Annotated in this window: 25 protein-coding genes; 11 read left to right on the top strand and 14 right to left on the bottom strand. The window is 70.9% G+C overall.

From position 1 onward, the window contains the following. Positions 1–39: 39 nt before the first annotated feature. Both AC1DVZ_RS16460 and AC1DVZ_RS16455 read right to left on the bottom strand, forming a co-directional pair. On the bottom strand, positions 40–1,152 hold the full coding sequence (locus AC1DVZ_RS16460; RefSeq protein WP_477619288.1) for a diacylglycerol/lipid kinase family protein: 1,113 nt from the start codon (positions 1,150–1,152) through the stop codon (positions 40–42). 61 nt (positions 1,153–1,213) lie between these two features. Further along, positions 1,214–1,336: a hypothetical protein gene (locus tag AC1DVZ_RS16455; protein ID WP_477619287.1), complete on the bottom strand. Its 123-nt coding sequence runs from the start codon at positions 1,334–1,336 to the stop codon at positions 1,214–1,216. On the opposite strand from AC1DVZ_RS16455, the gene AC1DVZ_RS16450 reads away from it, so the two are divergent. Continuing rightward, positions 1,335–1,880, top strand: coding sequence for a DinB family protein (locus AC1DVZ_RS16450; protein WP_477619286.1), 546 nt, complete (start codon positions 1,335–1,337; stop codon positions 1,878–1,880). The two genes, AC1DVZ_RS16455 and AC1DVZ_RS16450, sit on opposite strands and share 2 nt — an antisense overlap. A 69-nt stretch (positions 1,881–1,949) precedes the next feature. Here AC1DVZ_RS16450 and AC1DVZ_RS16445 read toward each other — a convergent pair whose 3' ends face one another. Continuing rightward, entirely contained in the window at positions 1,950–2,588 is a 639-nt protein-coding gene (locus AC1DVZ_RS16445) for a LysE family translocator (RefSeq protein WP_477619285.1), read from the bottom strand. A 112-nt stretch (positions 2,589–2,700) separates the two neighbouring features. After that, the gene (locus AC1DVZ_RS16440) at positions 2,701–3,645 is read right to left on the bottom strand and encodes a serine hydrolase (RefSeq protein WP_477619284.1); all 945 of its coding nucleotides are present in this window, start codon (positions 3,643–3,645) and stop codon (positions 2,701–2,703) included. A gap of 176 nt (positions 3,646–3,821) precedes the next feature. On the opposite strand from AC1DVZ_RS16440, the gene serS reads away from it, so the two are divergent. Genes serS through AC1DVZ_RS16425 form a run of 3 tightly spaced genes read left to right on the top strand, consistent with a single transcriptional unit; the run spans position 3,822 to position 7,160 of the window. Further along, a complete protein-coding gene (gene serS / locus AC1DVZ_RS16435) occupies positions 3,822–5,087 on the top strand; it encodes a serine--tRNA ligase (protein ID WP_477619283.1) in 1,266 nt (421 codons plus the stop codon). 26 nt (positions 5,088–5,113) lie between these two features. Beyond that, the gene (locus tag AC1DVZ_RS16430) at positions 5,114–6,325 is read left to right on the top strand and encodes an alpha-hydroxy acid oxidase (RefSeq protein WP_477619282.1); all 1,212 of its coding nucleotides are present in this window, start codon (positions 5,114–5,116) and stop codon (positions 6,323–6,325) included. 10 nt (positions 6,326–6,335) lie between these two features. Beyond that, on the top strand, positions 6,336–7,160 hold the full coding sequence (locus tag AC1DVZ_RS16425; protein WP_477619281.1) for an HAD family hydrolase: 825 nt from the start codon (positions 6,336–6,338) through the stop codon (positions 7,158–7,160). A gap of 27 nt (positions 7,161–7,187) precedes the next feature. Here AC1DVZ_RS16425 and AC1DVZ_RS16420 read toward each other — a convergent pair whose 3' ends face one another. Further along, positions 7,188–7,796 carry an LURP-one-related family protein gene (locus tag AC1DVZ_RS16420; RefSeq protein ID WP_477619280.1) on the bottom strand — a complete coding sequence of 203 codons (609 nt, stop codon included), beginning with the start codon at positions 7,794–7,796 and terminating at the stop codon, positions 7,188–7,190. 70 nt (positions 7,797–7,866) lie between these two features. Here AC1DVZ_RS16420 and AC1DVZ_RS16415 point away from each other — a divergent pair, with 70 nt between their 5' ends. The 4 genes from AC1DVZ_RS16415 to AC1DVZ_RS16400 all read left to right on the top strand — a co-directional run bounded on the left by AC1DVZ_RS16415 (position 7,867) and on the right by AC1DVZ_RS16400 (position 12,595). Next, positions 7,867–8,694 (top strand): TrmH family RNA methyltransferase, encoded by an 828-nt coding sequence (locus AC1DVZ_RS16415; RefSeq protein WP_477619279.1) that lies wholly within the window; start codon positions 7,867–7,869, stop codon positions 8,692–8,694. 48 nt (positions 8,695–8,742) lie between these two features. Further along, positions 8,743–9,378 (top strand): VOC family protein, encoded by a 636-nt coding sequence (locus AC1DVZ_RS16410; protein WP_477619278.1) that lies wholly within the window; start codon positions 8,743–8,745, stop codon positions 9,376–9,378. A gap of 131 nt (positions 9,379–9,509) precedes the next feature. Beyond that, positions 9,510–11,216 (top strand): NAD(P)/FAD-dependent oxidoreductase, encoded by a 1,707-nt coding sequence (locus AC1DVZ_RS16405; protein ID WP_477619277.1) that lies wholly within the window; start codon positions 9,510–9,512, stop codon positions 11,214–11,216. Next, positions 11,213–12,595: an adenylate/guanylate cyclase domain-containing protein gene (locus tag AC1DVZ_RS16400; RefSeq protein WP_477619276.1), complete on the top strand. Its 1,383-nt coding sequence runs from the start codon at positions 11,213–11,215 to the stop codon at positions 12,593–12,595. The genes AC1DVZ_RS16405 and AC1DVZ_RS16400 overlap by 4 nt, the downstream gene beginning before the upstream one ends. On the opposite strand, the gene AC1DVZ_RS16395 is transcribed toward AC1DVZ_RS16400, so the two are convergent. Both AC1DVZ_RS16395 and purB read right to left on the bottom strand, forming a co-directional pair. After that, entirely contained in the window at positions 12,592–12,969 is a 378-nt protein-coding gene (locus tag AC1DVZ_RS16395) for a YrdB family protein (RefSeq protein WP_477619275.1), read from the bottom strand. The two genes, AC1DVZ_RS16400 and AC1DVZ_RS16395, sit on opposite strands and share 4 nt — an antisense overlap. 79 nt (positions 12,970–13,048) lie before the next feature. Further along, positions 13,049–14,458 carry an adenylosuccinate lyase gene (gene purB / locus AC1DVZ_RS16390; protein ID WP_477619274.1) on the bottom strand — a complete coding sequence of 470 codons (1,410 nt, stop codon included), beginning with the start codon at positions 14,456–14,458 and terminating at the stop codon, positions 13,049–13,051. Positions 14,459–14,559: 101 nt separating this feature from the next. On the opposite strand from purB, the gene AC1DVZ_RS16385 reads away from it, so the two are divergent. Then, positions 14,560–15,588: an aldo/keto reductase gene (locus tag AC1DVZ_RS16385; protein ID WP_477619273.1), complete on the top strand. Its 1,029-nt coding sequence runs from the start codon at positions 14,560–14,562 to the stop codon at positions 15,586–15,588. Positions 15,589–15,600: 12 nt separating this feature from the next. Here the strand turns inward: AC1DVZ_RS16385 and AC1DVZ_RS16380 are convergent, their stop codons facing one another. The 5 genes from AC1DVZ_RS16380 to AC1DVZ_RS16360 all read right to left on the bottom strand — a co-directional run bounded on the left by AC1DVZ_RS16380 (position 15,601) and on the right by AC1DVZ_RS16360 (position 20,654). Beyond that, entirely contained in the window at positions 15,601–17,022 is a 1,422-nt protein-coding gene (locus tag AC1DVZ_RS16380; RefSeq protein WP_477619272.1) for an LLM class flavin-dependent oxidoreductase, read from the bottom strand. 8 nt (positions 17,023–17,030) lie between these two features. Next, a complete protein-coding gene (locus tag AC1DVZ_RS16375; protein WP_477619271.1) occupies positions 17,031–17,420 on the bottom strand; it encodes a tetratricopeptide repeat protein in 390 nt (129 codons plus the stop codon). A 24-nt stretch (positions 17,421–17,444) separates the two neighbouring features. Next, on the bottom strand, positions 17,445–17,975 hold the full coding sequence (locus AC1DVZ_RS16370) for a low molecular weight protein-tyrosine-phosphatase (protein WP_477619270.1): 531 nt from the start codon (positions 17,973–17,975) through the stop codon (positions 17,445–17,447). A gap of 52 nt (positions 17,976–18,027) precedes the next feature. Then, on the bottom strand, positions 18,028–18,681 hold the full coding sequence (locus AC1DVZ_RS16365; RefSeq protein ID WP_477619269.1) for an RNA polymerase sigma factor: 654 nt from the start codon (positions 18,679–18,681) through the stop codon (positions 18,028–18,030). Positions 18,682–18,983: 302 nt separating this feature from the next. After that, positions 18,984–20,654, bottom strand: coding sequence for a PucR family transcriptional regulator (locus AC1DVZ_RS16360; RefSeq protein ID WP_477619268.1), 1,671 nt, complete (start codon positions 20,652–20,654; stop codon positions 18,984–18,986). Between the two features lie 243 nt (positions 20,655–20,897). On the opposite strand from AC1DVZ_RS16360, the gene AC1DVZ_RS16355 reads away from it, so the two are divergent. Further along, positions 20,898–22,049 (top strand): alpha-hydroxy acid oxidase, encoded by a 1,152-nt coding sequence (locus AC1DVZ_RS16355; protein ID WP_477619267.1) that lies wholly within the window; start codon positions 20,898–20,900, stop codon positions 22,047–22,049. Here AC1DVZ_RS16355 and galE read toward each other — a convergent pair. Both galE and paaI read right to left on the bottom strand, forming a co-directional pair. Continuing rightward, positions 22,037–23,053, bottom strand: a complete 1,017-nt coding sequence (galE, locus tag AC1DVZ_RS16350; protein WP_477619266.1) for a UDP-glucose 4-epimerase GalE — start codon at positions 23,051–23,053, stop codon at positions 22,037–22,039. The two genes, AC1DVZ_RS16355 and galE, sit on opposite strands and share 13 nt — an antisense overlap. A gap of 72 nt (positions 23,054–23,125) precedes the next feature. Then, the gene (gene paaI / locus AC1DVZ_RS16345; RefSeq protein WP_477619265.1) at positions 23,126–23,590 is read right to left on the bottom strand and encodes a hydroxyphenylacetyl-CoA thioesterase PaaI; all 465 of its coding nucleotides are present in this window, start codon (positions 23,588–23,590) and stop codon (positions 23,126–23,128) included. A 114-nt stretch (positions 23,591–23,704) separates the two neighbouring features. Here paaI and AC1DVZ_RS16340 point away from each other — a divergent pair, with 114 nt between their 5' ends. Then, entirely contained in the window at positions 23,705–24,472 is a 768-nt protein-coding gene (locus AC1DVZ_RS16340) for a hypothetical protein (RefSeq protein WP_477619264.1), read from the top strand. The last annotated feature ends 43 nt before the right edge of the window (positions 24,473–24,515 follow it).

Raw genomic sequence — 24,515 nt, 5'->3', positions numbered from 1 at the left:
TGCGTGGCGGGCGAGGCGTTGCCGTCGTGGAGGCGGACATCAGTCGAGCGATCCGACTCGGACGACCAGGGCGCCTGGCACGACCTCCGCGGCGATCGCGCGGGCCTTGCCGAGGGTGTCACCGTCGATCTGGACCTCCTGGGGACGGTCCGCGCGGACGCGGACGGACGGGCTCGTGTAGTGGTCGACGATCTGGTGGCCCTTGCGCTTCTTGGACGCGAGCCGTGCGGCCACCGCGGCCCAGCCCACGACGCCCTTGGGTGACAGGATGACCATGTCGAGCTGGCCGTCGTCGACCTCGGCCTCGGGCATCAGCACCAGCCCGCCCAGCAGCTTGCCGCAGTTGCCGATGACGACGGTGCGGGCCCGCCGGGTGAACTCCTCCTGGTCCTCGACCTTGACGCGCACCTTGAACTGCGGGCCGCGCAGGTTGCGGGTGCCGGAGACCACGTATGCCGCGGGGCCCACCTTGGCCTTGAGCCCCTCCGGGGCATCGGCCATGATCGCCGCGTCGAAGCCCAGACCGGCCATGACGAGGAAGATGTGGGTGGCCGGCCGGTCGTCCTCGCCCGAGGTGTCCATCGTGAGGCGGCCGACGTCGACCCGCTTGTTCTGGCCGGTGAGGGCGATCCGCAGCGCGTCACCCAGGTCGTCGACGGGCAGGTCGAGGTTGCGGGCCAGCAGGTTGCCGGTGCCACCGGGCAGCAGCCCCATCGGGATCTCGCTGCCGACCATCGCCTCGGCCACGGCGCGCACGGTGCCGTCACCGCCGAGGGGGCAGATCAGGTCGACGCCCTTGGCCAGGGCCTCCTTGGCCTGTCCGGTGCCCGGGTCGCGCTCCGTGGTGAGGATGAACAGGGGCTCGGCCCAGCCGTGGTTGACCGACTGCTCGGTGATCCTCCTGCGCACCGCCGCCACGTCGTCGAACTTCGTGGGGTTGACGATGATGGCTGCGCGGCGGGTGGGCGAGTCGGACACGGTGCCCTCGGGGCGGAAGTCGTTGCGGTGCGGGCGACGCCCCCAGCGACGGCCACGGTGGGCGCCACGGGCACCGAGCCCGCGCATCCCGGCCCACCCGGCTACGCCGAGGGCGAGCAGGATGACGAGGGCGATCGCCCCGAGGGCGATCCAGCCGGAATGTTCGCGAAGCACGGGCCGACGCTACCCCACGGTCGGCGTGCCATCGCCACAGGTCAGAGGGCCGTCCGGTGGGTCAGGGGAGCCGGTCGTCGTGCTCCGCCGCGGCAGTGCCGTCGTGCGGATCGGCAGGATTCGCACGACGGATGGCGAAGGTCGGGCTCGTCAGGGCCCCACGGCGCCCTACCGTGGTCGACATGGCTGACCTCCATGCCGCCGCGAACGACCAGATCGTCCCCGACACCAAGGACTGGACCTGGACCCTCGAGAGGCCTTGTCCTGACTGCGGATTCGACGCAGGTTCCGTCGTGCCGTCCGACATCGCACCGTCGACCCTGGCGTCGACTGCTCCGTGGACGACCGTGCTCGAGCGCGACTCCGTCCGCGAACGGCCGGCTCCCACCGTGTGGTCGCCACTGGAGTACGCGTGCCATGTCAGGGACGTGTGCCGCATCTTCAAGGGCAGGGCTGAGCTGATGCTGGAGCAGGAAGGGCCGCAGTTCGCCAACTGGGACCAGGACGAGACGGCCGTGGCCGCGCGCTACGGCGAGCAGGACCCGGCAGTCGTCAGTGGTGAGGTCCGGCAGGCTGCTGCCGCCGTCGCGGCCGTCTTCGCAGCGGTGCCCGACGACGGATGGGAGCGGACCGGCCTGCGCAGCGACGGGTCCGAGTTCACGGTGCACACGCTCGGGCAGTACTTCCTGCACGACCTCGCCCACCACCTCGTCGACGTGGGCGCCTGAGCCGCACCACGCGGCATACCTGCGCGTGAGGGTGGGCTGCGCCGCAGTGCCCGTGGGGCAAAGCAGCGGTCAGGCCTTCTGGGGGTGACCGGTGAGGGCGGCAGCCCCGCCCATCGCGAGGAAGATGCTCCCAGACACGTACTTCTGCCGCTCCACCGCCCGCGGGTGGCGAGCCAGCCACTGGCCGAGCGAGCCGGCGGTGAGCGCGTAGACGCTGTCGAAGACCGAGCCGATCACGACGAAGATCGCCCCGAGGACGAGCACCTGCGACCAGATCGCGCCGGACTCACGGTGCAGGAACTGCGGGAAGAAGGCCACGAAGAAGACCGCCGTCTTGGGGTTCGAGATGCCCACGAGGAAGGCGTCCCCGAACGCGCGCCGTGAGTTGGTGACCGGGGCGCGGTCGAGGGAGAAGTGCCCCTTGCTGCGGAACTCGCGGATGGCGAGCCACACCAGGTATGCCGCGCCGGCGTACTTCACGACGGAGAAGGCCAGGACCGACGAGCTGATCACCGCGGAGAGGCCGAACGCGGTGGCGACCACCATGACCGCCGTCGCCGTCTCGATGCCGGCCATCGACGCGACCGCGAGCCGGCGGCTGCCCTGTCCGATCCCCCGGGAGATGAGGAACAGCATCGCCGGACCGGGCAGCAGGATGAGCGCGGTGGCGGCGAGGGCGAACGACGCGAGGGTGGGCGTGGACGGCATACCCGCAAGGATCGCGCCCGGCGGCCCCCGAGGGCAACGGGATTCGGCGTCTGCCCAGGTTGCGAGATGACTCGGACCGCGAGATGGCTCAGACCCCGAGATGCTTTGCGGGTCAGACCCCGAGGTGCTTGCGCGTCAGGGTCGCGGCCTGCTCGACGATCTCGATGCCCTGGGCCTGGGACGTCGACTTCTGGCTGAGGATGGCCAGTCGCAGGTCCAGTGACGGACCGGTGATCCGGCCGATGCTGTTGACGATCCACCGCTTGCCGAGGGTCGACCTGGGCAGCCAGCCGTTCTTGAGGCTGACGCTGTCGCCGCGGTGGGCGGCGGCGCTCACGCCCCACTTCTGCTCGGCGATGACGTCCTCCATGAGGTCGAGGAGCAGCGCCCCCGATCGCGCGTTCAGCGGTGAGGCCCTGGTCCCCGCCGCGCTGATCGCCCCGAGGAACCGCAGCTGGTCGCGAGCGGTCGTCCTGGTCAGGCCCCAGCTGTAGTCGAAGCACTGGGTCGCCCTCAGTCCGAAGCGCTCGTTCGCGTCCTCCATGCCGTCCGCGAGGCCGATCTCGCGGAACAGCGTCCAGGCTGACTCGTGGTCGCTCAGGCGGATCATCTGGCCGGCCACGGCCAGCTGCCGTGCGGAGATGCGCGAGCCGCGGTCCTGCAGCTGGAGCAGCAGCGCCGCCAGGATGTCGGCCTTGGCGATGCTGGCCGTCTCGATGGTCGTGTCGGCGCCCCACGTGAAGGACCGCTTCGACCGGGTCTCGGTGGCCGCGACCCCCAGGTCGACGCCGTAGCGGCGGGACAGGGCGGACAGCTCGTCGCGCAGGGCCGCGAGGGTGGCGGCGGGTCGGGCAGCGGGTGCCTTCGTCGGGCTGGGAGCCAGGATGGTCGTGGACGGCGCCGCGGTGGTGGGCGTCGTGGTCGACGCGGTGGGCGCGCTCGACATCCCGTCCGCGGGACCGGTCGTGGGGGACGGCGCCCCCTGCGCGTGCTCGCGGCCGCAGGCCGCCGCGGCACCGAGCGGCGCGAGGAGGAGGAGGTGCCGCCGCGTGAGCATGCAGGCATTGTGACCTGCTGCGACCCCACGAGCGCAACGCGGTTCGTCTGCCGTGCCCCTGAGGGTGGGGCACGGCACAGGGCGGGGTGTGGCCGCAGACAGGGCCTTGCCTCCGAAGCTGTCGCGCGGCACACACGGCGTCCGTCGGGTCCGGGAGCGCTCGGTAGTCTTGCCCGGTGATCGACATCAAGCTCCTGCGTGAGGACCCCGACCGTGTCCGCGCCAGCCAGCGCGCCCGCGGTGAGGACGAGGGGATCGTCGACTCGATCCTCGCTGCCGAGCAGACGCACCGCTCCTCCCTCACCGAGTTCGAGCAGCTGCGTGCCACGCAGAAGTCGATGGGCAAGCAGGTCGCGCAGGCGCAAGGTGACGAGAAGCAGGCGCTGCTCGCCCAGACCAAGGAGCTCTCGGCGCGGGTCAAGCAGCTGCAGACCGACGCCGATGCCGCGCAGGTCGAGCTCGATCTGCTGATCCGCCAGATCGGCAACATCGTCGAGGACGGTGTCCCGGTGGGCGGCGAGGACGACTACACCGTGCTCGAGACCGTCGGGACCGTGCCGGAGTTCGACTTCGAACCCCAGGACCACCTGGCGCTCGGCGAGTCGCTCGCGGCCATCGACATGGAGCGTGGCGCGAAGGTCAGCGGGTCGCGCTTCTACTTCCTCACCGGCGTCGGCGCCCGGCTCGAGCTCGCGCTGCTCAACATGGGCATCGCCCAGGCCGTCGAGCACGGCTTCACGCCGATGATCACGCCCACACTGGTCAAGGCCGACGTGATGGCCGGGGCCGGCTTCATCGACAAGCACGGCGACGAGGTCTACCGACTCGAGGCCGACGACCTCTACCTCACCGGGACGTCCGAGGTGGCGCTCGCCGGCTACCACGCCGACGAGATCCTCGACCTGTCCGAGGGCCCGAAGCGGTATGCCGGGTGGTCGGCCTGCTACCGCCGCGAGGCCGGGTCGCACGGCAAGGACACCCGCGGCATCATCCGGGTCCACCAGTTCCACAAGGTCGAGATGTTCACCTACTGCCGCGTCGAGGACGCCGCTGCCGAGCACCAGCGGCTGCTCGGCTGGGAGAAGGAGATGCTCGCCAAGATCGAGGTGCCCTACCGCGTCATCGACACGGCGGCGGGCGACCTCGGCGGACCGGCGGCGCGCAAGTTCGACTGCGAGGCGTGGGTGCCCACCCAGGGCCGCTACCGCGAGCTGACCTCCACCTCGAACTGCACGACCTACCAGGCCCGACGGCTGGGCACCCGTGAACGCGACCCCAACGGCTCGGGCACCCGGGCTGTCGCCACGCTCAACGGCACCCTCGCGACGACGCGCTGGATGGTCGCCATCCTCGAGAACCACCAGCAGGCCGACGGCTCGGTCGTCGTCCCCCAGGCGCTCCAGCCGTTCCTCGGCCTCGAGGTCCTCAAGCCCGTCCGCTGACCAGCGGGCGGGGTAGCGTCGGTGAGGTGAGCGATCGACAGCTGCCGAGGTGGAGCGAGCTCAAGCCGCTGCTGCGTCCCAAGCCTGTCGAGCTCAACGCCAAGAAGCGCCGGCTCGCGTCAGCCCTGACGATCGCGGACCTCCGCGAGGTGGCGAGACGACGCACGCCACGATCGGTGTTCGACTACACCGACGGTGCCGCCGAGGGGGAGCTCAGCCTGCAGCGGGCCCGGGCGACGTTCCGCGACCTGACCTTCCAGCCGTCGGTGCTGCGCGATGTCGGTGACATCGACACGACCACCACCGTCCTCGGCACACCGTCGGCCCTGCCGTTCGGCTTCGGCCCGACAGGGTTCACGCGGATGATGCAGCACGAGGGCGAGCGGGCCGTGGTCCGTGTGGCCGAGCGACTCGGCATCCCCTATGGCCTCTCCACCCTGGGCACGACCGACGTCGAGGGCGTGGCGCAGGCCGCGCCGGGCGCGCGCAAGTGGTTCCAGCTCTACGTCTGGCGCGACCACGCCCCTGCCGAGGACCTGATGGCCCGGGCGAAGGCGGCCGGCTTCGAGGCGCTCATCCTCACGGTCGACGTGCCGGTCGCGGGTGTGCGGCTGCGCGATGTGCGCAACGGCTTCAACATCCCGCCGGCGCTGTCCGCAAGGACCGTCCTCGACGGCGCCATGCACCCCAACTGGTGGGTCAACTTCCTCACCACCGAGCCCCTGCGGTTCGCGAGCCTCGACCGCTGGGACGGCACCGTCGCCGAGATGATGAACGCGCTCTTCGACCCGACCATGACCGTCAAGGACCTCGACTGGGTGAGGTCGACGTGGGACGGCCCGCTCATCGTCAAGGGGATCCAGACCGTCGACGACGCCCGCCGCATGTTCGACGCCGGCGCCGACGCGATCGTGCTGTCGAACCACGGCGGTCGCCAGCTCGACAAGGCGCCGGTGCCGGTGCGGCTGCTCCCGGACGTGCGCGAGGCGCTGGGTGACGGCCCCGAGGTGATGGTCGACACCGGGGTCATGTCCGGCTCCGACGTCGTCGCCGCCGTGGCACTCGGCGCGAGCAGCGTCCTGGTCGGTCGCGCGTACCTCTACGGCCTGATGGCTGGTGGCGAAGCCGGTGTCGAGCGTGCCGCGCAGATCCTCGCCACCGAGGTGCGACGCACGATGGCCTTGTTGGGCGCTCGCCGGATCGCGGACCTCGGGCCGCAGCACGTCCGCCTTCCGTAGGCTGCCCCGCATGACCGATGCCCACCAGGCGAGCGTTCCCCCCTTCGTTCCCCACCTCATCGCCCTCGATCTCGACGGCACGACGATCAACCACGCCGGTGAGCTCTCACCCGACGTGCGCGTGGCCGTGCACGCCGTGGTGGCGGCCGGGCACCACGTCATCGTCGCCACCGGGCGTTCGATCGTGGCCACGACGACGATCCTCGCCGAGCTCGGGATCGACAGCGGGTATGCCGTGTGCTCCAATGGCGCGGTCACCCTCGAGTTGGATCCGTTGGCGGACAACGGTTTCCGCATCATCGAGGCCGTCACCTTCGACCCGGCGCCAGCGCTGAACCTCCTGCGCCACGAGTGGCCTGGGGCGGTCGTGGCGGTCGAGGAGCTCGGCCTCGGGTTCAAGCTGAGCGCACCGTTCCCGGACGGTGAGCTCCAGGGCGAGCTGCGGGTCGTGGAGTGGGAGGAGCTGGTCGCCGAACCCGTCACGCGCGTGACCTTCCGGGCACCTGGCGGCACCGCCGAGGACTTCCTGGCCCTCACCGAACGCATCGGCCTGCACGGCGTGAACTACGCCGTGGGGTTCAGTGCCTGGCTCGACCTCAACCCCGAAGGCGTCTCCAAGGGCTCCGCCCTCGAGCTCCTGCGCCGGCGGCTGGAAGTCGAGCCGCGGCATACCGTCGCCATCGGGGACCAGCGCAACGACGTCGAGATGCTGCACTGGGCCGCCCGTGGGGTGGCGATGGGCAACGCCCCCGACGAGGTCAAGGCGATCGCCGACGAGGTCACCCTCGACGTCGACGACGACGGGCTGGTGCCCGTCCTGCGTTCCCTGCTGTAGTCGTCGACCCGGCTCAGCGGCCCCGGCTCAGCGGGACTGGAGCGCGTCGAGCGCGACGGCCATGCCCAGGCCCACGCGCCAGTCGAGCTGCCAGCCGTTGCTGGCCTGGGGCATGCGGATGTCGTAGCGGTCGCGCAGCGAGCGCTTGCGCTCCGAGGACAGCACGACGCTTCCGTCGGGCGCCGTGAAGTCGAAGTGGAAGATGAAGGGCAGCGGGATCTCGCCCACCACGGGGAGCAGGTCCCACACGCGGCGCAGGATCGCGATGTTCTGGTTGCGCTCGGTCCCGAACGCCTGCAGACCGTCGGGCGTGCCGAGGTGCCACGACGAACGCAGCAACGATTTGCCGAAGTCCTTGCGGAACCACCCGATCGCGGCCCCGGAGGCGTCGAACACGTCGTAGGTCGCGCCGAGGTCCATCCGCGTGCGGGCCTTGAACGAGAACACCGGCTGGGTGCGGGCCTCGTCGGCGTAGAACGTCACCTGCTCCTTGAACGCCATCCGCTTCTGCTGGGCGATCGCGATGACCGGCCCCTCGACCCCGGCGGCGTCCACCGACCGGATCTCGTAGCGGTTGACCATCATCGTGATCTTCTGGCGGAGGGAGAAGTGCTCGGTGACCGTGGGCTGGCTCATGGCGCACAGTCTGCCTGACCGGGGTCGGTTTGACTGACACACTGCTTTCGACTGACAGACTGGGGCCGCCATGGCTGACCTGATCATCACCTCGCCGTCGAACCCGCGCCTGAAGTCGCTTGCCGGACTCCGACGCCGCCGCACGCGCGAGGAAGCCGGCCAGACCCTCATCGAGGGGTACGAGGAGCTGACCCTCGCCCTCAGCGCAGGCGTGCGGCCCGAGGCGCTCTACTACTGCCCCGAGCTCATGCTCGACGAGGCAAGCCAGACCCGGGTCGTCGACGAGGTGCGGCGCGACGGGGTCGAGACGGTCCAGGTGTCGCGGACGGCGTTCGAGCGGGCGGCCTACCGCGAGGGTCCTGACGGCTTCATCGCGGTGGTCCCGTCGGTCGTGCGCCGTTGCGCCGAGCTGGCCGTGGGTCCGACTGCCCTGACGGTGTTGTGCCAGGGGGTCGAGAAGCCGGGCAACCTGGGCGCGATGTTGCGCACAGCCGATGCCGCCGGCGCCGAGGCCGTCGTCGCGGCCGACCCGGTGACCGACTGGGGCAACCCCAACCTCGTGCGCGCCTCCAAGGGCACCGTGTTCAGCGTCCCTGTTGCCAGCGACTCCACTGCGGACACCCTGGCCTGGCTCGACGCCCAGGGCATCGCCCTGGTTGCCACGACCCCGGACACGGACGTGCTCCACACCGAGGTCGACTACACCGGGCCGGTGGCCATCGCCGTCGGTGCCGAGAAGTACGGACTGACCGACGAGGTGCTCGACCACGCGGCATACAAGGTCCGGATCCCGATGGTGGGCAAGGCGAACTCGCTCAACGTCGCGACCTCCGCCGCCATCGTCATCTACGAAGCCGTGCGGCAGCGCGGCGCCTCGCGGCCCCCCTCATCCCACTGAGCACACCCGTGTCAGGAGCACTCCCTGACGTATGTCACGATGTCGGGTATGCGAGTTGACCACGTTTCGTATGCAGCAGAGCACGACGGACTGCAGGCGACCGCGGAACGCCTCGCCAAGCTGATCGGGGTCGACCCGGTCGATGGGGGAATCCACCCGCGGTTCGGTACGCGCAACGTGATCCTCCCGCTGGCGCACGAGCGTTACGTCGAGATCGTCGAAGTCCTGGACCACCCGGCATCGGACAAGGCGCCCTTCGGGCAGGCCGTCCGCGCCCGTTCCGAGGCCGGCGGGGGCTGGCTCGGGTGGGTCGTCGCGGTGGACGACCTCGCACCCTATGAGGCGCGCATCGGCCGTGAGGCCGTGGTCGGCAACCGGCACCGCCCCGACGGGGTCGAGCTCCGCTGGCGCCAGCTCGGCGTCAAGGGCCTGATCTCCGACCCGCAGCTGCCCTTCTTCATCCAGTGGGACGACCCGTCCCTGCACCCCTCCACGGCGGCGCACACCCACGTCACCATCGACGGGCTGCAGATCGCCGGCGACCCGGCGCGGGTCCGGGACTGGCTCGACCTCCCGGTGGACCAGACGTCCTCGGTCATCGACTTCACCTTCGTCGCGCCGCACGGCACCCCCGGGCTGCTGGCGGTCACCTTCGACACCCCGAGTGGCAAGGTCACCGTCTGACCGTCTGACCGTCTGACCGTCTGACCGTCTGACTGCACGACCCTCGGGCGTCTACGTCATCGAGACGAGTCCGGGGAGCGGGGCCGCGCCTAGCGTGGAGGGACGTCTGGCCCCGACCGCTGGAAGCTGCCATGGCACGTCCACTCCTGCTTGCCGTCGATGCAGACCCCGAGTCGCTGTCCCGCATTGAGGCACACCTGCAACGCCGGTTCGGGGCCGAGTACCGCGTGCGCGGCGAGCTGGGCGCGCCGGAGGCGACGGTCCAGCTGGAGGCGGCCCGGGACCGCGGTGAACCAGTGGTCGCCGTCCTCGCCGACCAGTGGCTCGGGGAGACCTCCGGCGCCGAGCTGCTCGGACGGGTGCGGACCATGCACCCGGATGCCCGGCGCGCCCTGCTCGTGCGGTGGGGCGCCTGGTCGGACCGCCCCACGGCTGACGCGATCCTGCGGGCGATGTCCGTCGGCGACATCAACTACTACGTCCTCAAGCCCTGGTCCGACCACGACGAGCTGTTCAGCCGCACCATCGGCGAGTTCGTCCACGAGTGGTCCCGCACGGTGGTCTCCCCGGAGCGTGAGGTCGTCGTCGTCGCCGAGCGGCGGGCGCCGCGGGGGCACGGTATACGCAGCCTGCTCACCCGGAACGGCATCCCCCACACCTACCTCGAGCGGGGCTCCCCGGGCGCGATCACCGCGCTGCGGCAGGTCGGGGTCCGCGACCCTGAGGACCTCACCGGACCCGTCGTCGTGTGGATGCCGGCGATCGGTGGCGCGGTGCTGCTCGACCCGACGGACGCCGAGCTGTGCGAGGCCTGGGGCATCCGCACGACCCTGGACGACGACAGCCGCGACTTCGACGTCGTCGTGGTCGGCGCCGGCCCGGCGGGACTGGCGGCCTCCGTCTACGCCTCCTCCGAGGGCCTGCGCGTCCTGGTCGTCGAGCGCGACTCCCTGGGCGGCCAGGCCGGATCGAGCTCGCTCATCCGCAACTACCTGGGCTTCTCGCGAGGGCTCAGCGGGGCCGAGCTGGCCCAGCGCGGCTACCAGCAGGCCTGGGTGTTCGGCGCGCACTTCCTGCTGACCCGAGAAGTCCTGGAGGTCCGGGAGTCGGCCGGCGGATTCGACGTGGAGATCAGCGGGGTGGGGGCGGTGCATGCCAGCACCGTGGTCCTGGCCAGCGGGGTGTCGTACCGTCGCCTCGGCATCGAGCCGCTCGAGGCGCTCAGCGGGGCGGGCGTCTACTACGGCGCGAGCGTCTCGGAGGCCCAGGGCCTCACCGGACTGCGCGTGGTGGTGCTGGGTGGCGGGAACTCGGCCGGGCAGGCGGTGCTCCACCTTGCCAGGTATGCCGCGCACGTGCGCCTCGTCGTGTGGTCGGCGTCTCTCGGGGAGGGGATGTCGCAGTACCTCGTCGGCGAGATCGAGCAGAACTCCACGATCACCGTGCACACCGAGAGCGAGGTGTCCGGGGGTGGCGGCGACGGCTGGCTCGACCACGTCGTGGTTCGCGACCGCTCGACCGGCGAGGAGGAGCGCGTCGATGCCGACGGGCTCTTCGTCATGATCGGCGCCGAGCCTCGCACGGACTGGCTGCCGGAGCGCGTGCACCGCAACAAGGGGTTCGTGGTGTGCGGCACCGACGCGATGGGACCTCAGGGGTGGCCGCTCGAGCGACCGCCCATGCCGTACGAGACGACCCTGCCGGGGTTCTTCGCCGTGGGTGACGTCCGTGACGGCTCGGTCAAGCGCGTGGCGTCCGCGGTCGGTGAGGGCTCGGTCGTCGTGTCCCAGTTGCACCAGTACCTCGCGCAGGCGCGTGCCGCAGGTGCCGGGCCGTGACAGCCACGTCGGGCCGGGACCGCCCGCCCACCCCCGGGATGACCGTCCTGCTGGGGGTGCTGGCGGCGTGCGTCCCGCTGGGCGGGTTGGTGCTGCTGCGTCGGCGACCGTCGCTGGACCTGACCTGGGAACACCACCCGTCGCACTTCTGGCTGGTCCTCGGCGCGGGCGTCCTCAGCGCCATGGTCGCCTATGGCACAGGAGTCGCCGCCACGCGTCGCGGCGACGCACGGGTCCTGTTGGTCTCGCTGAGCTTCCTCGCTGCCGCAGGTTTCCTCGGTCTGCACGCGCTCGCCACGCCAGGGGTCCTGGTGACCCATCCGAACGCCGGGTTCATGGTGGCGACGCCAGTCGGGCTCGGCATCGCCTCGGTGTTCGCCGCCTGGTCCACGGCTCCCCTCGACGGACCGCCCGGGGTGCGGGTGATCGTGCGGGCCACGGCCCTGCGCGCGATCCTGAGCGGCGTCATGGTGCTCTGGGCGGTCGCCTCGCTGGCGAGCCTGCCTCCGCTCGACGCCCACACCGCGCCCGAGCGCGCCTCAGGACCGCTCGTCGCCCTCGCCGTGGTGTCGATCGGCCTGTACGCCTGGACCGCGCTGCACTACCTCGCACTGTGGCGCCGACGTCGGGGGACGATGCCGCTGGCCGTGGCGGCGGCGGTCGTGCTGCTCGCCGAGGCGATGGTGGCGCTGGTGTTCGCCCCCAACTGGCGGCTCAGCTGGTGGGAGTGGCACGTGCTGATGCTGGGCGCCTTCGCCCTCGTGGCGTGGGGGGCGCAGCGGCAGTGGCACGAGGAGCGGTTCGCCGGTCTGTACCTCGACCAGACGACCTCGGGCAGACGCGTGATGAGCATCCTGTTCGCCGACCTCCAGGGCTTCACGACGTTCTCCGAGACGCACGAGCCCCAGGAGGTCACGGCGATGCTGAACACCTACTTCGAGGTGGCCATCCCGCCGGTCGTCAGGGCACACGGCGGCGACATCGACCGGATCATCGGCGACGCGATCATGGCCACGTTCAACCGCCGGGGCGACCAACCCGACCACGCCCGTCGTGCGGCGGCGGCAGCCCTGGAGATGCAGGAAGCCACCGCGAGGGTGGCGGCCGAGCACCCGGGCTGGCCCCGCTTCCGCGCAGGGGTCAACACGGGCGAGGTCTCGGTCAGCCTGCTGGGTGCCGGCGGAGGACGGACGCACACGGTCATCGGCGACGCGGTCAACACCGCCTCCCGACTCGAGGGCAAGGCACCCGTCGGGGGCGTCGCGGTCAGCGCCGCCACCCGTGACCTGCTGCCCGGCGCACGGACCGAGCCGCTCGGGTCCCTGGAGCTCAAGGGCAAGGCAGAGGCCATCGAGGCCTTCGTGCTGCTCTCGCTCTAGGACCCGGTCCCCTCGCGGGCGGCCTTGCCGTCCGTGATCTCGGGGACGAGCGCCTGCACCTGTGGCAGCTGGGCCAGCGCGTTGACCACCGCCGAGAACACGACGAAGGCCACGGCCCAGCCGTGATGGCCGGCTGCCCACAGTCCGGCACCGGCCAGCCCGAACACCAGCACCTTGGCCACCGGGCGCACGACCGGGCCACTCCGAGGCGCCTTGGGTGACGCGAACGTCCACCACGCCACGACCACGAGTAGCGGACACGCGATCGCCAGCGGCGGCCCACCCGCGTGGTGGCCCCAGACCGCGGCCGCCGCTGCAGCGAGCACCTCGTCGACGAAAACCAGTGCCAGGACGAGCCAACCGAGAGCCTTCACGTCACCTCCGAGTGGTGTGCCCGCGTGGGCAGTGAGGTATGCCGTGCCGTCACCGTGCGGTGACCACGCGGCATACGGGTCAGTCGAGGTAGTCGACCAGCGCGGGAGCCGCGCCGATGTAGCTCTGGGGGGTCATCTCGGCGAGGCGCTTCGCGACGTCGTCGGGCAGCCCGAGGCCGGCCACGAACTCGCGCAGGTCGTCGCCGGTGATGCGACGGCCCCGGGTGAGCTCCTTGAGGCGTTCGTAGGGGTTCTCCATGCCGGCGACACCCTGGGCGCCGAGCGCGCGCATGGCCGACTGGATCGGTTCGCCGAGGACCTCCCAGTTGGAGTCGAGGTCGGCGGCCATCGCGGCGGGGACGGCATCGAGCCCGGCCAGCCCGCGCGCGGCGTTGTCGATGGCGAGAAGGGAGTGCCCGAACGCGACGCCGATGTTGCGCTGCATCGAGGAGTCGGTGAGGTCGCGCTGCAGCCGGCTGTTGACCAGGGTCGACGAGAGCACGTCGAACAACGCGTTGCTGACTTCGAGGTTGGCCTCGGCGTTCTCGAAGCGGATCGGGTTGACCTTGTGCGGCATGGTGCTCGACCCGACGGTGCCCTGGCCGCGGACCTGCGCGAAGTAGCCGAGCGAGATGTAGGTCCAGACGTCGGTGCACAGGTTGTGCAGGATCCGGTTGAACCGGGCGATGTCGGCGTAGAGCTCGGCCTGCCAGTCGTGTGACTCGATCTGGGTGGTGAGCGGATTCCACTGCAGCCCAAGGGATTCGACGAACTCACGGCTCAGCGTCGGCCAGTCGGCGTCGGGCACGGCCGCGAGGTGGGCGCCGTAGGTGCCCGTGGCGCCGTTGAGCTTGCCGAGGAACTCGGCAGTCCCGATCCTCCGCAGCTGGCGCCCGAGCCGGTGGGCCAGCACCGCCAGCTCCTTGCCCATCGTGGTGGGCGTGGCGGGCTGTCCGTGGGTGTGCGCGAGGAGCGGAACGTCGCGCAGGTCGGAGGCCATGGTCGCGACCGACTCGACGAGCTCGGTGGCGCGGGGCAGCCAGACGTCGCCGACCGCCCCCTTGACCATGAGCGCATAGGACAGGTTGTTGATGTCCTCGCTGGTGCAGCAGAAGTGGATCAGCTCGGCGAGACCGCGGTCCTCGTCACCGGGGGCAATGGCGGTGAGGCGGCGCTTGAGGAAGTACTCGACCGCCTTGACGTCGTGCTGCGTCTCGCTCTCGATCTGGGCGAGCTCGGCGATCTCGTCGGCGCCGAAGTCCTCGACGACCTGGCGCAGCCGCTGCTGCTCGTCGTCGGTGAGCGCGCGGACGCCGGGGACGACCTGGTGCGTGGTGAGGAAGATCAGCCACTCGACCTCGACCCGCACCCGCTCCCGGTTGAGCGCCGGTTCGGACAGGTGGTCGACGAGGGCCGCCACCACACCGCGGTAGCGACCGTCGAGGGCGCCCAGCGCAATGGGAGGGGTCGCGTCAGCAAGCGAAGCCATGACCCACAGTCTCCCAGAGTGCGGACCCACCTCAGGACACCGGTATGCCGCGTGCTGACGCGCCCGCGCGGGTGCCCGCCACGCGGCATACCGTGAACACCATGCGATTCACCACGCTCGGACCCAGCGGCACCGTCGTCTCCACCCAGTGCCTCGGCACCATGACCTTCGGTGCGGAGGCGGACGAGGCGACCTCCGGCACGATCCTGGAGGCGTTCGTCGAGGCGGGTGGCAACTTCGTGGACACGGCCGACGTCTACGCCGAGGACGGCGAGTCCGAGGCGATCATCGGCCGCTGGCTCAAGGCCCACCCCGAGGACGCGCGCAACCTCGTCGTCGCCACCAAGGGACGCTTCGGCATGGGTGGCGGACCCAACGACCTGGGGCTCTCGCGCCGCCACCTGCGCCAGGCGCTCGACGACTCGCTGCGGCGCCTCGACGTCGAGCACATCGACCTCTACCAGATGCACGCCTGGGACGCGCTGACCCCGATCGAGGAGACCCTGCGGTTCCTCGACGACGCGGTCAGCGCAGGCAAGATCTCCTACTACGGGTTCTCCAACTACCTCGGCTGGCAGGTGACCAAGGCCGTGTTCACGGCCCGCGAGCACGGGTGGACCGCCCCGGTGACCCTGCAGCCGCAGTACAACCTGCTGGTGCGCGACATCGAGCACGAGGTCGTCCCTGCCTGCCTGGACGCAGGGCTGGGGCTGCTGCCGTGGTCACCGCTCGCGGGTGGCTGGTTGACCGGCAAGTACCAGCGCGACACGACCCCGACCGGGGAGTCGCGGCTCGGCGACGACCCGACGCGAGGCATGGAGGCGTGGGGACCGCGCAACGCCCAGGAGCGCACGTGGGCCGTCATCGAAGCGGTCGGTCAGGTCGCCGCGGAGCTCGACGTGAGCTCCGCGCAGGTCGCCCTCGCGTGGGTCGCCGCGCAGCCCGCCGTCACCTCGGTGATCCTCGGCGCCCGGACCGTCGAGCAGCTCGGCGACAACCTCGCGGCGGCCGACCTCGAGCTCAGCCGCGAACACATCGAGCGGCTGTCCTCGGTCAGCGCCCCCCAGATGGACGACTACCCGTACGGCGCGGCCGGCGTCGACCAGCGGCACCGGGGACTGACCGGCTGAGAGCTCGTCTGCTCAGGCGAACCCGTGGCGGTCCAGCGCCGGCACCAGCTCGTCCTCCTCGGAGGAGAGGTGGTCGAGCAGGGTCTGGGTCAGCCGGTCCACGACGCGTTGCAGCTCGGCCGTCCCGGAAGCCCCGGACACCAGTCCGACGAGCACGTCGTCCAGCTGCTCGAGCACGTCGTGGATGACCAGGTGCTCGGCCTCGAGCCGGTCGAGCACGGGGGTGAGGGCCGGCTCGCTACGCCTCAGGTGCGGGAACACCGAGCGGTCCTCGAGCGTGTGGTGCCCGGTGACGAACCGGCAGTACTGCGCGCAGTAGGCCCCGAGCGTCCAGTTGTTCTGCCGCATCGTCAGCTCGTTGATCGCGTTCCGTGCGCGATGCGCCTGCTCCTCCCCGGCGACCACCTGCTCGACGATGTCGCGCAGCCGGCTGAGCTCGGCGCGCAGGCCGTCGTGCACCTCGACGAGGTGGGCGCCGGCTCCCGAGGACCGTTGCGCTGCATCATCTTCGGTATGCCGGGTGGTCGCCGCCGCGTCCCCCCTCACCTCGATCGGTCGGTTGAAGGCCGTGGGCGCCGTGGCGCGGCGGGTGCGTTCGGCCTCGACGAGCTCGCGCGTGGCTGGTGCCAACTCGGTCGCGAAGCGCTGGACGTCCGTCAGGGAGGACACCGGCGCGATGAACGTGCTCATGCCTTCCTCGAGCGCCAGCTCGGCCAGCAGCTCGGGCGAGGCCTTCCGACTGACGTTGTAGAGCCGGCGGATCGCAGCCGGGTCCCGGCCGGCCTTGCGGGCGGCGTCGTCGATCGTCTGGTTCATGGCGCGCAGGGCCGACGGCGCGGCATACCCCATGCTCGGGAGCCAGCCATCTGCCACGGTGCCGGTGAGGCGGAGCATCCGCGGCTTGAGGGCACCCAGCCAGATCTCGACCGGGTGCGCAGGAGCCGGCCCGGGATGAAGTCCCACGACCCGGTGGTGCTCCCCCTCGACACGCACCGAAGGTGCTCCTTCGCCGGCCCAGACCTCCCGGATGACGGCGATCGCCTCGGTCAGGGCCTCGACCGACTCGCCGGGGGTCAGGCGGGTGCCTCCGGCGGCGACGATGGCGTCCCAGAAGGCACCCGTCCCGAGGCCCAGCTCGACGCGCCCTCCGCTGAGCCGGTCCAGCGTCGCGACGCTGCGGGCCAGCACGACCGGTGGGCGCAGCGGCAGGTTGGCGACGTTGAGGGCGACGCGCACCGAGGTGGTGCGGGCGGCGATGACCGACAGCAGCGTCCAGGCGTCGAGGTGCTTGGCCTGGTAGGGGTGGTCCTGGATGGTGACCAGGTCGAGTCCGGCGACGTCCGCCGCCTCACTCATCGCGAGGACGAGGTCGGCGGCGTCAGCGTCGGGAGTCGGGAAGATCCCGAACTGGAGGTCGTGCCCGTAGTCGRTCATCGCGTTCCTCAGCTGGTCGGCCCGGTGATGGGCTCACCGTAGGCGGCCGGTCGCTCGTAGTCGCCCAGGACCTCGGCCAGGGCGAGGTGCGCGCGGGCGTCGTCGTGCCGGGCCTGGCGCTGCAGCGTGCGGCCGAGCAGCAGGTGCACGTAACCGTCGTCAGGCGCCTCCTCGACGAGTCGGCGCAGCACCGTCTCGGCGCGCCCCAGCTGGGCCGACCCGAAGTAGGCGCGGGCCAGCAGGATTCGCAGGTCCGCCGTCCCGTGCATGGGCTCGGTGCTGCCGGCCTCATCGACGAGCTCGCGCAGGGCACCGGCGGCGGCGCTGAAGTCACCGCGGTCGAACAGGCCGCGAGCCCAGTCGAGCCGGAGGGTGAAGGGAGTGCTGGTCGTCGTCACGCCCGGTCAACACTAGTTCGATATTCAACTATTCCGAGCGAGCTCGCGGGCGACGTACTCCACCACACCGTCCGCGGCAGCCACCACCTCGGCGTAGGTCTGGTCGAACGAGGAGTCGTCGCCGTACCAGGGGTCGTCCATGTCGAGCGCTCCGGCGCGCTCGGCCTCCGGGTCGAACGAGCGGAACAGCCTGATCTTGGCTCGCTGCTCCCCGGTACGGGCCAGCCTGGTCAGCTCGCGCAGGTGCCCGGCGTCCGCGGCCAGGACGAGGTCCACCTCCGACAGCCAGGAAGCCTCGAACCTGCGAGCGACGTGGTCTCGTCCTCCGAAGTCGTCGTGGCCGTTGCGCGCGAGCACCGACAGGGTCCGCGGGTCGGCGGGACTCCCCACCTCCCACGAGTGCGTGCCTGCCGAGTCGACGACGACGGCGTCCCCGAGGCCGGCCTCCTCGAACCGCTCGCGCAGCACGAACTCGCCCATCGGGGAGCGGCAGATGTTGCCGGTGCAGACGACGGTGACTCGGTAGGGACGCTGGGCTGCCCGCTGCTGTGCCATGCGTCCATTCAACGACATCGACCTGGGCCGGTTGCGACTCGCCCGACGTCCGTCAGCCGACGTCCGCGGGCAGGTGCGTCTGCGTGCGGGCCGCATAGGCGACACGCAGTGCCTGGCGTGCGCGATATGAGAGCGCCCTCAAGCCTGTAGGCGTCGTGCCGAGCATGCTCGCGGCCTCGGCGACGCTGAGCTCCTGCACGTGGGTGAGCAGCAGCACCTCACGCCAGCGCGGAGGCAGGGCGTGGAGAGCCGTGCGCAGCTCGTCGTGCAGCTCCTGGGTCAGGACATCGTGCTCCACTCCCGGACGCGGGTCGGGAACCGCGAGCAGCGTCTCGTCCGCAGCGACCGCGGGCGCGTAGCGGTGGCTGCGCCGCCGGGTGTGCGCGGCGGACAGGTTGCGGACGGTCACGGCCAGGTAGGCCATTGCGTTGTCGTCGGGTCCGTGGCCGTTCGCCAGCGCTTCGAGCATCTTGGCGAAGGCTTCGGAGACCAGGTCCTGTGCGGAGTAGTCGGGGAAGGCGCGGCGCCGAGCGATCCGGGTCAGGGCCGCCTGGTGGCGGGAGTACAGCTCGGCAACGGCTCTGGTGTCACCGTGGCGGGCGGCGGACAGTAGGGGCGCATCGGAGGGAAGGGGCTGCGCCGGCGGGTGAGAAGGGGCCTCCGGGCGAGAAGGGGCATCGGCGCAAGGGGGTGCGTAGGCGGGCATGGCGGGGTGGCTCCAGGTGGTCGGTCAGGTGGGTCGCGGCTCGCGGACCCTGACTGAGCCGGGCCGGGAGTGACTGGTCAACAGCCCTGCGTGGTCGAGCCACCTGTTGCCTGCTGCCGTCGATCGCCGCACAAAAAATCGGTGCACGAAGAGGCTGACATCGCGCCCCGCTGCCCACCTTGGGCGCTCGTACAGAAATCCTTGGAGGCGGTTGTCCTCAGCGCCAAGGAGCCAGGGGTTGTTCAGTACATCGAAGACATTTCGCCCCGCACTGTCGTGGTCTGACGGTGCGACACCGTGGGTCAGTCCGCGCTGTCGACGGCGTCCGCCAGTTCGTTGCTGGCCACTCGCAGGGCGAGCCAGAGCCGGACGTGGGGGTCCTCGAGGTCGATGCGGAACTCGTCGACGAGGCGGGCCAGGCGGTAGCGGACGGTGTTCTTGTGGACGTGGAGAAGGGCCGCCATCGCGGAGACGTTGCCATTGGTCGCGGAGTAGGCCCGCAAGGTCTGGAGGTAGTCCGTCTGGCGCTCGCGGTCGTGCGCGCTGATGGTCGCGACCGCATCGCCCTCGCCGAGTGCATTGTCGGCGATGAACCCGTGGATCTTCAGGATGTTCAGCGGGATGCGGTGGTCCTCGAACAGCGCTACCGACCCGACCGGGCCCGTGCCCCGAGCGCCGGAGGTCGCCGACGCCCGCCGCCACAGGTAGGCCAGGGTGTCCATCGCCTCCCTCCTCGATGTTGGTAGGGCATCGACCGAGGTCGAGACGCTCCCCACTGCCGCGACCATCGGAAACGAGCTGATGGTGTGGGAGTGGGACGCGACCTCCTGCAGGATGCGACGGTGCATGGTGCGGGCACCCTCCCCCGAGCCGGTCAGCACGGCATACACGGTCGAGTCGATCAGCGCGGTGGTGCTCTGGTGGACGTAGACGTCGCAGACGGTGGAGACCAGGTGGAGGAGGCGGTGTGTCTCCCGCGCCAGGTCCAACCGTGCCGGCTGCGGCCGGACGACCGCGAAGGCCGCGACGGCAAGACCGCCTCCGGGGCTGAGCCCCAGCTGGGCCGCTGCGAAGGCGGCGTGATCGGGATCCTCCGTGAGGGTCCGCAGGAGGTCGCCGTTGCGCCGCTCGCCGAAGTCGGACGCGGACCGGGCGTGGAGCATGTGCAGGCCGATCAAGGGAGCGATCCGGTCCAGTGCCGCGAGAGCTTCGGCACGGTCCGCCTCACCCGGGTCGATCAGCCACACCGACCCCAGCAGCTCACCGCCAGCCCGGACCGCGAGGGCGAGTCGGTCGGAACCACCCTCGTCCAGCGGGATGTGGACGGCTCGGGTCGAGGCGTAGACGACCTTGTAGTCGGGGTCTTGTGCCGGTGGGGTCGGCTCCTGGAGAGCGAGGGTGGTCGCCCGCCGTAGCTCGTCGATCTCCTGCCCCGGGAGGGTGGAGTAGCCGACGATCTGCCCGAAGGGGTCGACGATGCTGGCGGCAGCTCCTGTCATCGAGGCGATCGTGTTGGCGAAGGCATAGAGGTCGCCGAGTCGGGCCCCCGAGACCGAGTTGGCCGCGGCGCCCCTGACGGAGGCCCGGGCGACGTTCGCGAGGCTCGACCAGTCGGCCGAGTCCGGCGCGACGAGCACCGCGAGGTCGTGGCGGACGCCTGCCTCCCGGAGCTGCTCGATCGATGCGCCGTGTGCCTTCACGATGACGCCGGCCGCGTTGCTCTCGGCAGCCCGGTGGAGCAGCTGGTCGAAGTCCGGGGTGGCGACCGCGATGCCCACCGCCACGATGATCCGGTCGCCGACGTTGCTCCAAGCGTCCAACGCGTCGTACATGAGCACATCGGAGACCAGGTGATCGAGGCTGTCCGTCGTGGGATTGGCATGCACCAGCTCGGCGTTCGTGAGCTCGAGGAAATCAGCAAGCCGCACGACCTGCGCGTCAGCCTGGTCCGGCCCGTGGGTGCCCTCGTCCACTCTTGGACGTTATCACCAGCGCACTTCCGTTCTTCTGGTCTTTCCTCCATGCCGTCCGGCCGTGGTCTAGGCCACGATATGACCCATCCGGGCTCGGCGAGGGTCGCCGAGGACGGAGGCATCCCGGTCAGCCAGGACGGAGGCAGGGTGAGGCCCAGTGACATCAGGGCGCTGGCATCGGTTCCGCGGCCAGCCACCACGCCGTCAGAGCGCTTGTCCCGCAGGTACTTCAGCGTCGAGGACATGGCGCGCTCTGCCCGCCGGCGCCTGCCCGGCAGTGTCTTCGACTACCTCGAGGGTGGCGCTGAGGACGAGGTGTCGCTGCGGCGCAACCGCGCCTCGTTCGACGACTGGACGTTCCTGCCCCGCTGGGGCTCGGTGGCGGACCTCGACCTGGGCTCACGCCTCCTCGGTCGCCCGGTCGCCCTGCCCCTCACCCTCTCCCCGACGGGCGGCACCCGGCTCTTCCATCCCGACGGCGAGATCGGGGCCGCCCGCGCCGCCCGCGACGCGGGAATCCCCTTTGGCCTGGCCCACCTCAGCACCACCGCGATGGAGTCGGTCAGTGCGGCGGCCCCGGACCTGCGGCGGTGGTTCAACCTCGAGCCCTCGACCGACAAGGTCGCCCTCCAGGCCCTTCTGGACCGGGTCTCGCGGGCAGGCTACGAGGCCCTGCTCGTCAATGTGGACTGCCGGGCCATCGGGCACCGCGAACGCGACTACCGCAACGGCTTCACGGCACCCCCTTCCATCAAGCCGAAGACGCTCGTGGAGGGCGCCCTGCACCCGGCATGGAGCCTGGGCTTCCTGCGGCAGGACGCGATCGCCTTCCCGAACCTTGACGCCACGATTCCGAAGGGTCCGCTGGCCAGCTCGCCGTCGATGTGGCGCACCCTTCTCACCGGCAGCTACGAACCCACGGACTGGACCGACATCGCCGACCTCCGGTCCCGCTGGGCGGGTCCCATCGTCCTCAAGGGCTGCGTGAACTCAGCCGATGCGGTCCACGCCGCCGACCTCGGCATCGACGCGATCCAGGTCAGCAACCACGGCGGACGACAGCTCGACCACATGGCCTCGCCCCTCGACGTCCTCCCGGAGATCGTGGAGGCGACCGCCGGCCGGGTCGAGATCATCGTCGACGGGGGCATCCGGCGCGGGTCCGACATCGTCAAGGCGATCGCGCTGGGCGCCACCGCGTGCTCGATCGGCCGCCCCTACCTCTACGGGTTGGCCGTGGCCGGGCACGCGGGAGTGGCCCACGTCCTGCGACTCCTCAGCGAGGAGATGACCCGCACCATGATGCTGCTCGGCGTCTCGTCGGTCGACGAGCTGCGCGAGGGGGGGCCAGAGCTGCTCAGGCACCGCGGCGCCTTCGCTGGTCAGTCGGGGTAACCCAGCGGGTTGCCGCGCTGCCACCGCCACTGGTCGGCGCACATGTCCTCGATGGTGCGGGTGGCCTTCCACCCGAGCTCGCGCTCGGCGCGGGACGGGTCGGCGTAGGAGGCGGCGATGTCGCCGGCCCGCCGTTCGACGACCTCGTAGGGGAGCTCGTGACCGCAGGCCTTCTCGAAGGCGCGCAGCACCTCGAGCACCGACGTCCCGTGACCGGTGCCGAGGTTCCAGGTCGAGACCCGCTCGTCGGTGCTGCCGAGCTTGGTCAGTGCCGCGAGGTGACCGGCGGCGAGGTCCTCGACGTGGATGTAGTCGCGCAGGGCCGTCCCGTCCGGGGTGTCGTAGTCGCCACCGAAGACGTTGAGCTTCGCCAGCTTGCCGACGGCGACCTGCGCGATGAACGGCATCAGGTTGTTGGGGATGCCCTGCGGGTCCTCGCCGATGGTCCCCGACACGTGGGCGCCGACCGGGTTGAAGTAGCGCAGCAACGCGATCCGCCACCGCTCGTCCGTGACGGCGACGTCGCGCAGCACCTGCTCGATCATCACCTTGGTCCAGCCGTAGGGGTTGGTCGCCGAGGTCGGGTACTCCTCCTTCATCGGCACCGGGGCGTTGTCGCCGTAGACGGTGGCGGAGGAGGAGAACACCAGGCGGTGGCAGCCGTGCCGATGCATCGCGCGCACCAGGGCGAAGGTCGAGTCGAGGTTGTTCTGGTAGTACTCCAGCGGCACGTCCACGCTCTCGCCCACCGCCTTGAGCCCGGCGAAGTGGATCACCGCGTCGAACTGCCGCGCGGCGAAGAGCGACTCGATCTTGTCGCGGTCGGTCAGGTCGAAGGCGTGCACCTCCAGGTGCGCTCCGGTCAACGACTCCAGCCGCCCCACCACGGTGGGCTTGGCGTTGGAGAAGTTGTCGACGACGACGACTTCGTGGCCTGCCGCCACGAGCTGGACGACGGTGTGGGATCCGATGTAGCCGGCACCGCCGGTGACGAGGACGCGCATGGACCTACCGTATGCCGCGCGGCGGGTTCCCAGCGCGCGCCGCCACCACGTGGGCGGCATACCGGCGTGTGGCTAGGGCTGTCCCTCCGGGAGCGGGTCCGGGGGCGGGAACGCGGACCGCAGCGCGCGCGAGCGTCCGCGGAACTCCGCGACCACGGCACCGTCGGACTCGCGCGTCACCGTGACGTCGGTGATCCCGCTGCGTCCGTAGGCCGTCCGCACTCGGCCGTCCGCGACGAGGACCTCGCCCAGGCGGGCGGAGGTGACGAAGGTGATGTCCGCCCCCGCCGCCACGGTCAACGCACCGCGGCTGTTGCACGCCAGCGCGAACGTCGAGTCGGCGAGGGTGAACAGGTATCCCCCGTGGGCGATGTCGTGACCGTTGACCATCTCGGCGGTGACCGTCATGCGCACCACCGCGTGGTCGACCTCGATGACGGTCGCCTCCATGCCGAGGGCCCGGGAAGCTTCGTCGTCCTCCCACATCTGCAGGACGTGCGTGAGGTCCGGGGTCCCTCGTGCTGCCTCCTCGTGCATGGTCCGGAGTCTGGCAGAGGAGAAGGGGCCAGGCRTCACCCTTTCGCTCCTGCCCCGTCCCTTAGCAGTGACTTCCTCGCAGATGCCCGCCGCCACCGCAGCCTCGTCGGTCCAGTGAACCGGCGCCTCCTCGCGGCGGGCACGGTCCTTGCCATCGCGGCCGGACTCGCTACGGCGTTCACGCTCGGCCGCCGCCCAGATGCCGGAGCGACTGACTCCGGTGCTCGGACGACCTCACCAGCCGGAGTCGCGCGCACCAGCGTCCGACCGGGCGAGGGTGCCGCGGCGGTCGCTGCGAACGGCTTCACCCCCATTGCGTTTCCCGCGACCTGCAAGGGCGCCGTCGCGGCCATTGCCTCGGCGGAGCAGATGCTTCCCGTGTTGGGTGCGGTCAAGGGAGTCACCGACGAGCAGTGGCGGCTGACGATCGAGCGGGTCTACGGCAAAGGCACTCCCACCGCGACGTACTACAACGGCATCGTCCGCAGGGCCGCCACCGACGCCTCCATCCAACGGGTCACGCGAGACCGCCTCCCCGGGCTGGACATGACGACGCATCCGGAGTGGGGAGGGTTCAGGTTCGTCGCGTGCCAGCCCGGTCACTCGGTCACCGTCGAGCTGCTCGCCTGCTACCGGCTGGTCGCCGATCGCCACACCGCGTGTTACGCCGAGGCTCGGCAGGCCCGATGGGCCGGTGATCCCGGAGACTGGGTCATTCACCAGTACCAGGCAGCCGAGGACGTCGTGGCGCCGGCTCTCAGGGAACGCATCGACAACGAGGCAGACGAACTGTCGGGATCGGCGCCGCCCGCCCGACTGCGGGGTGAGTGGCTGAGAGCGCTGGGCGCGGGGTGGCAGGAGTTCTCCAACGCGCCGAAGTAGCCGGCGCGACACGACGCAACGGGAGGTGTGCCGCGGTGGGGGG

This window comes from Pedococcus sp. P2_E5 (assembly GCF_056403895.1).
Note: the sequence above shows the minus strand (reverse complement) of the source record. Positions and strands in the feature narration are given on the sequence as shown.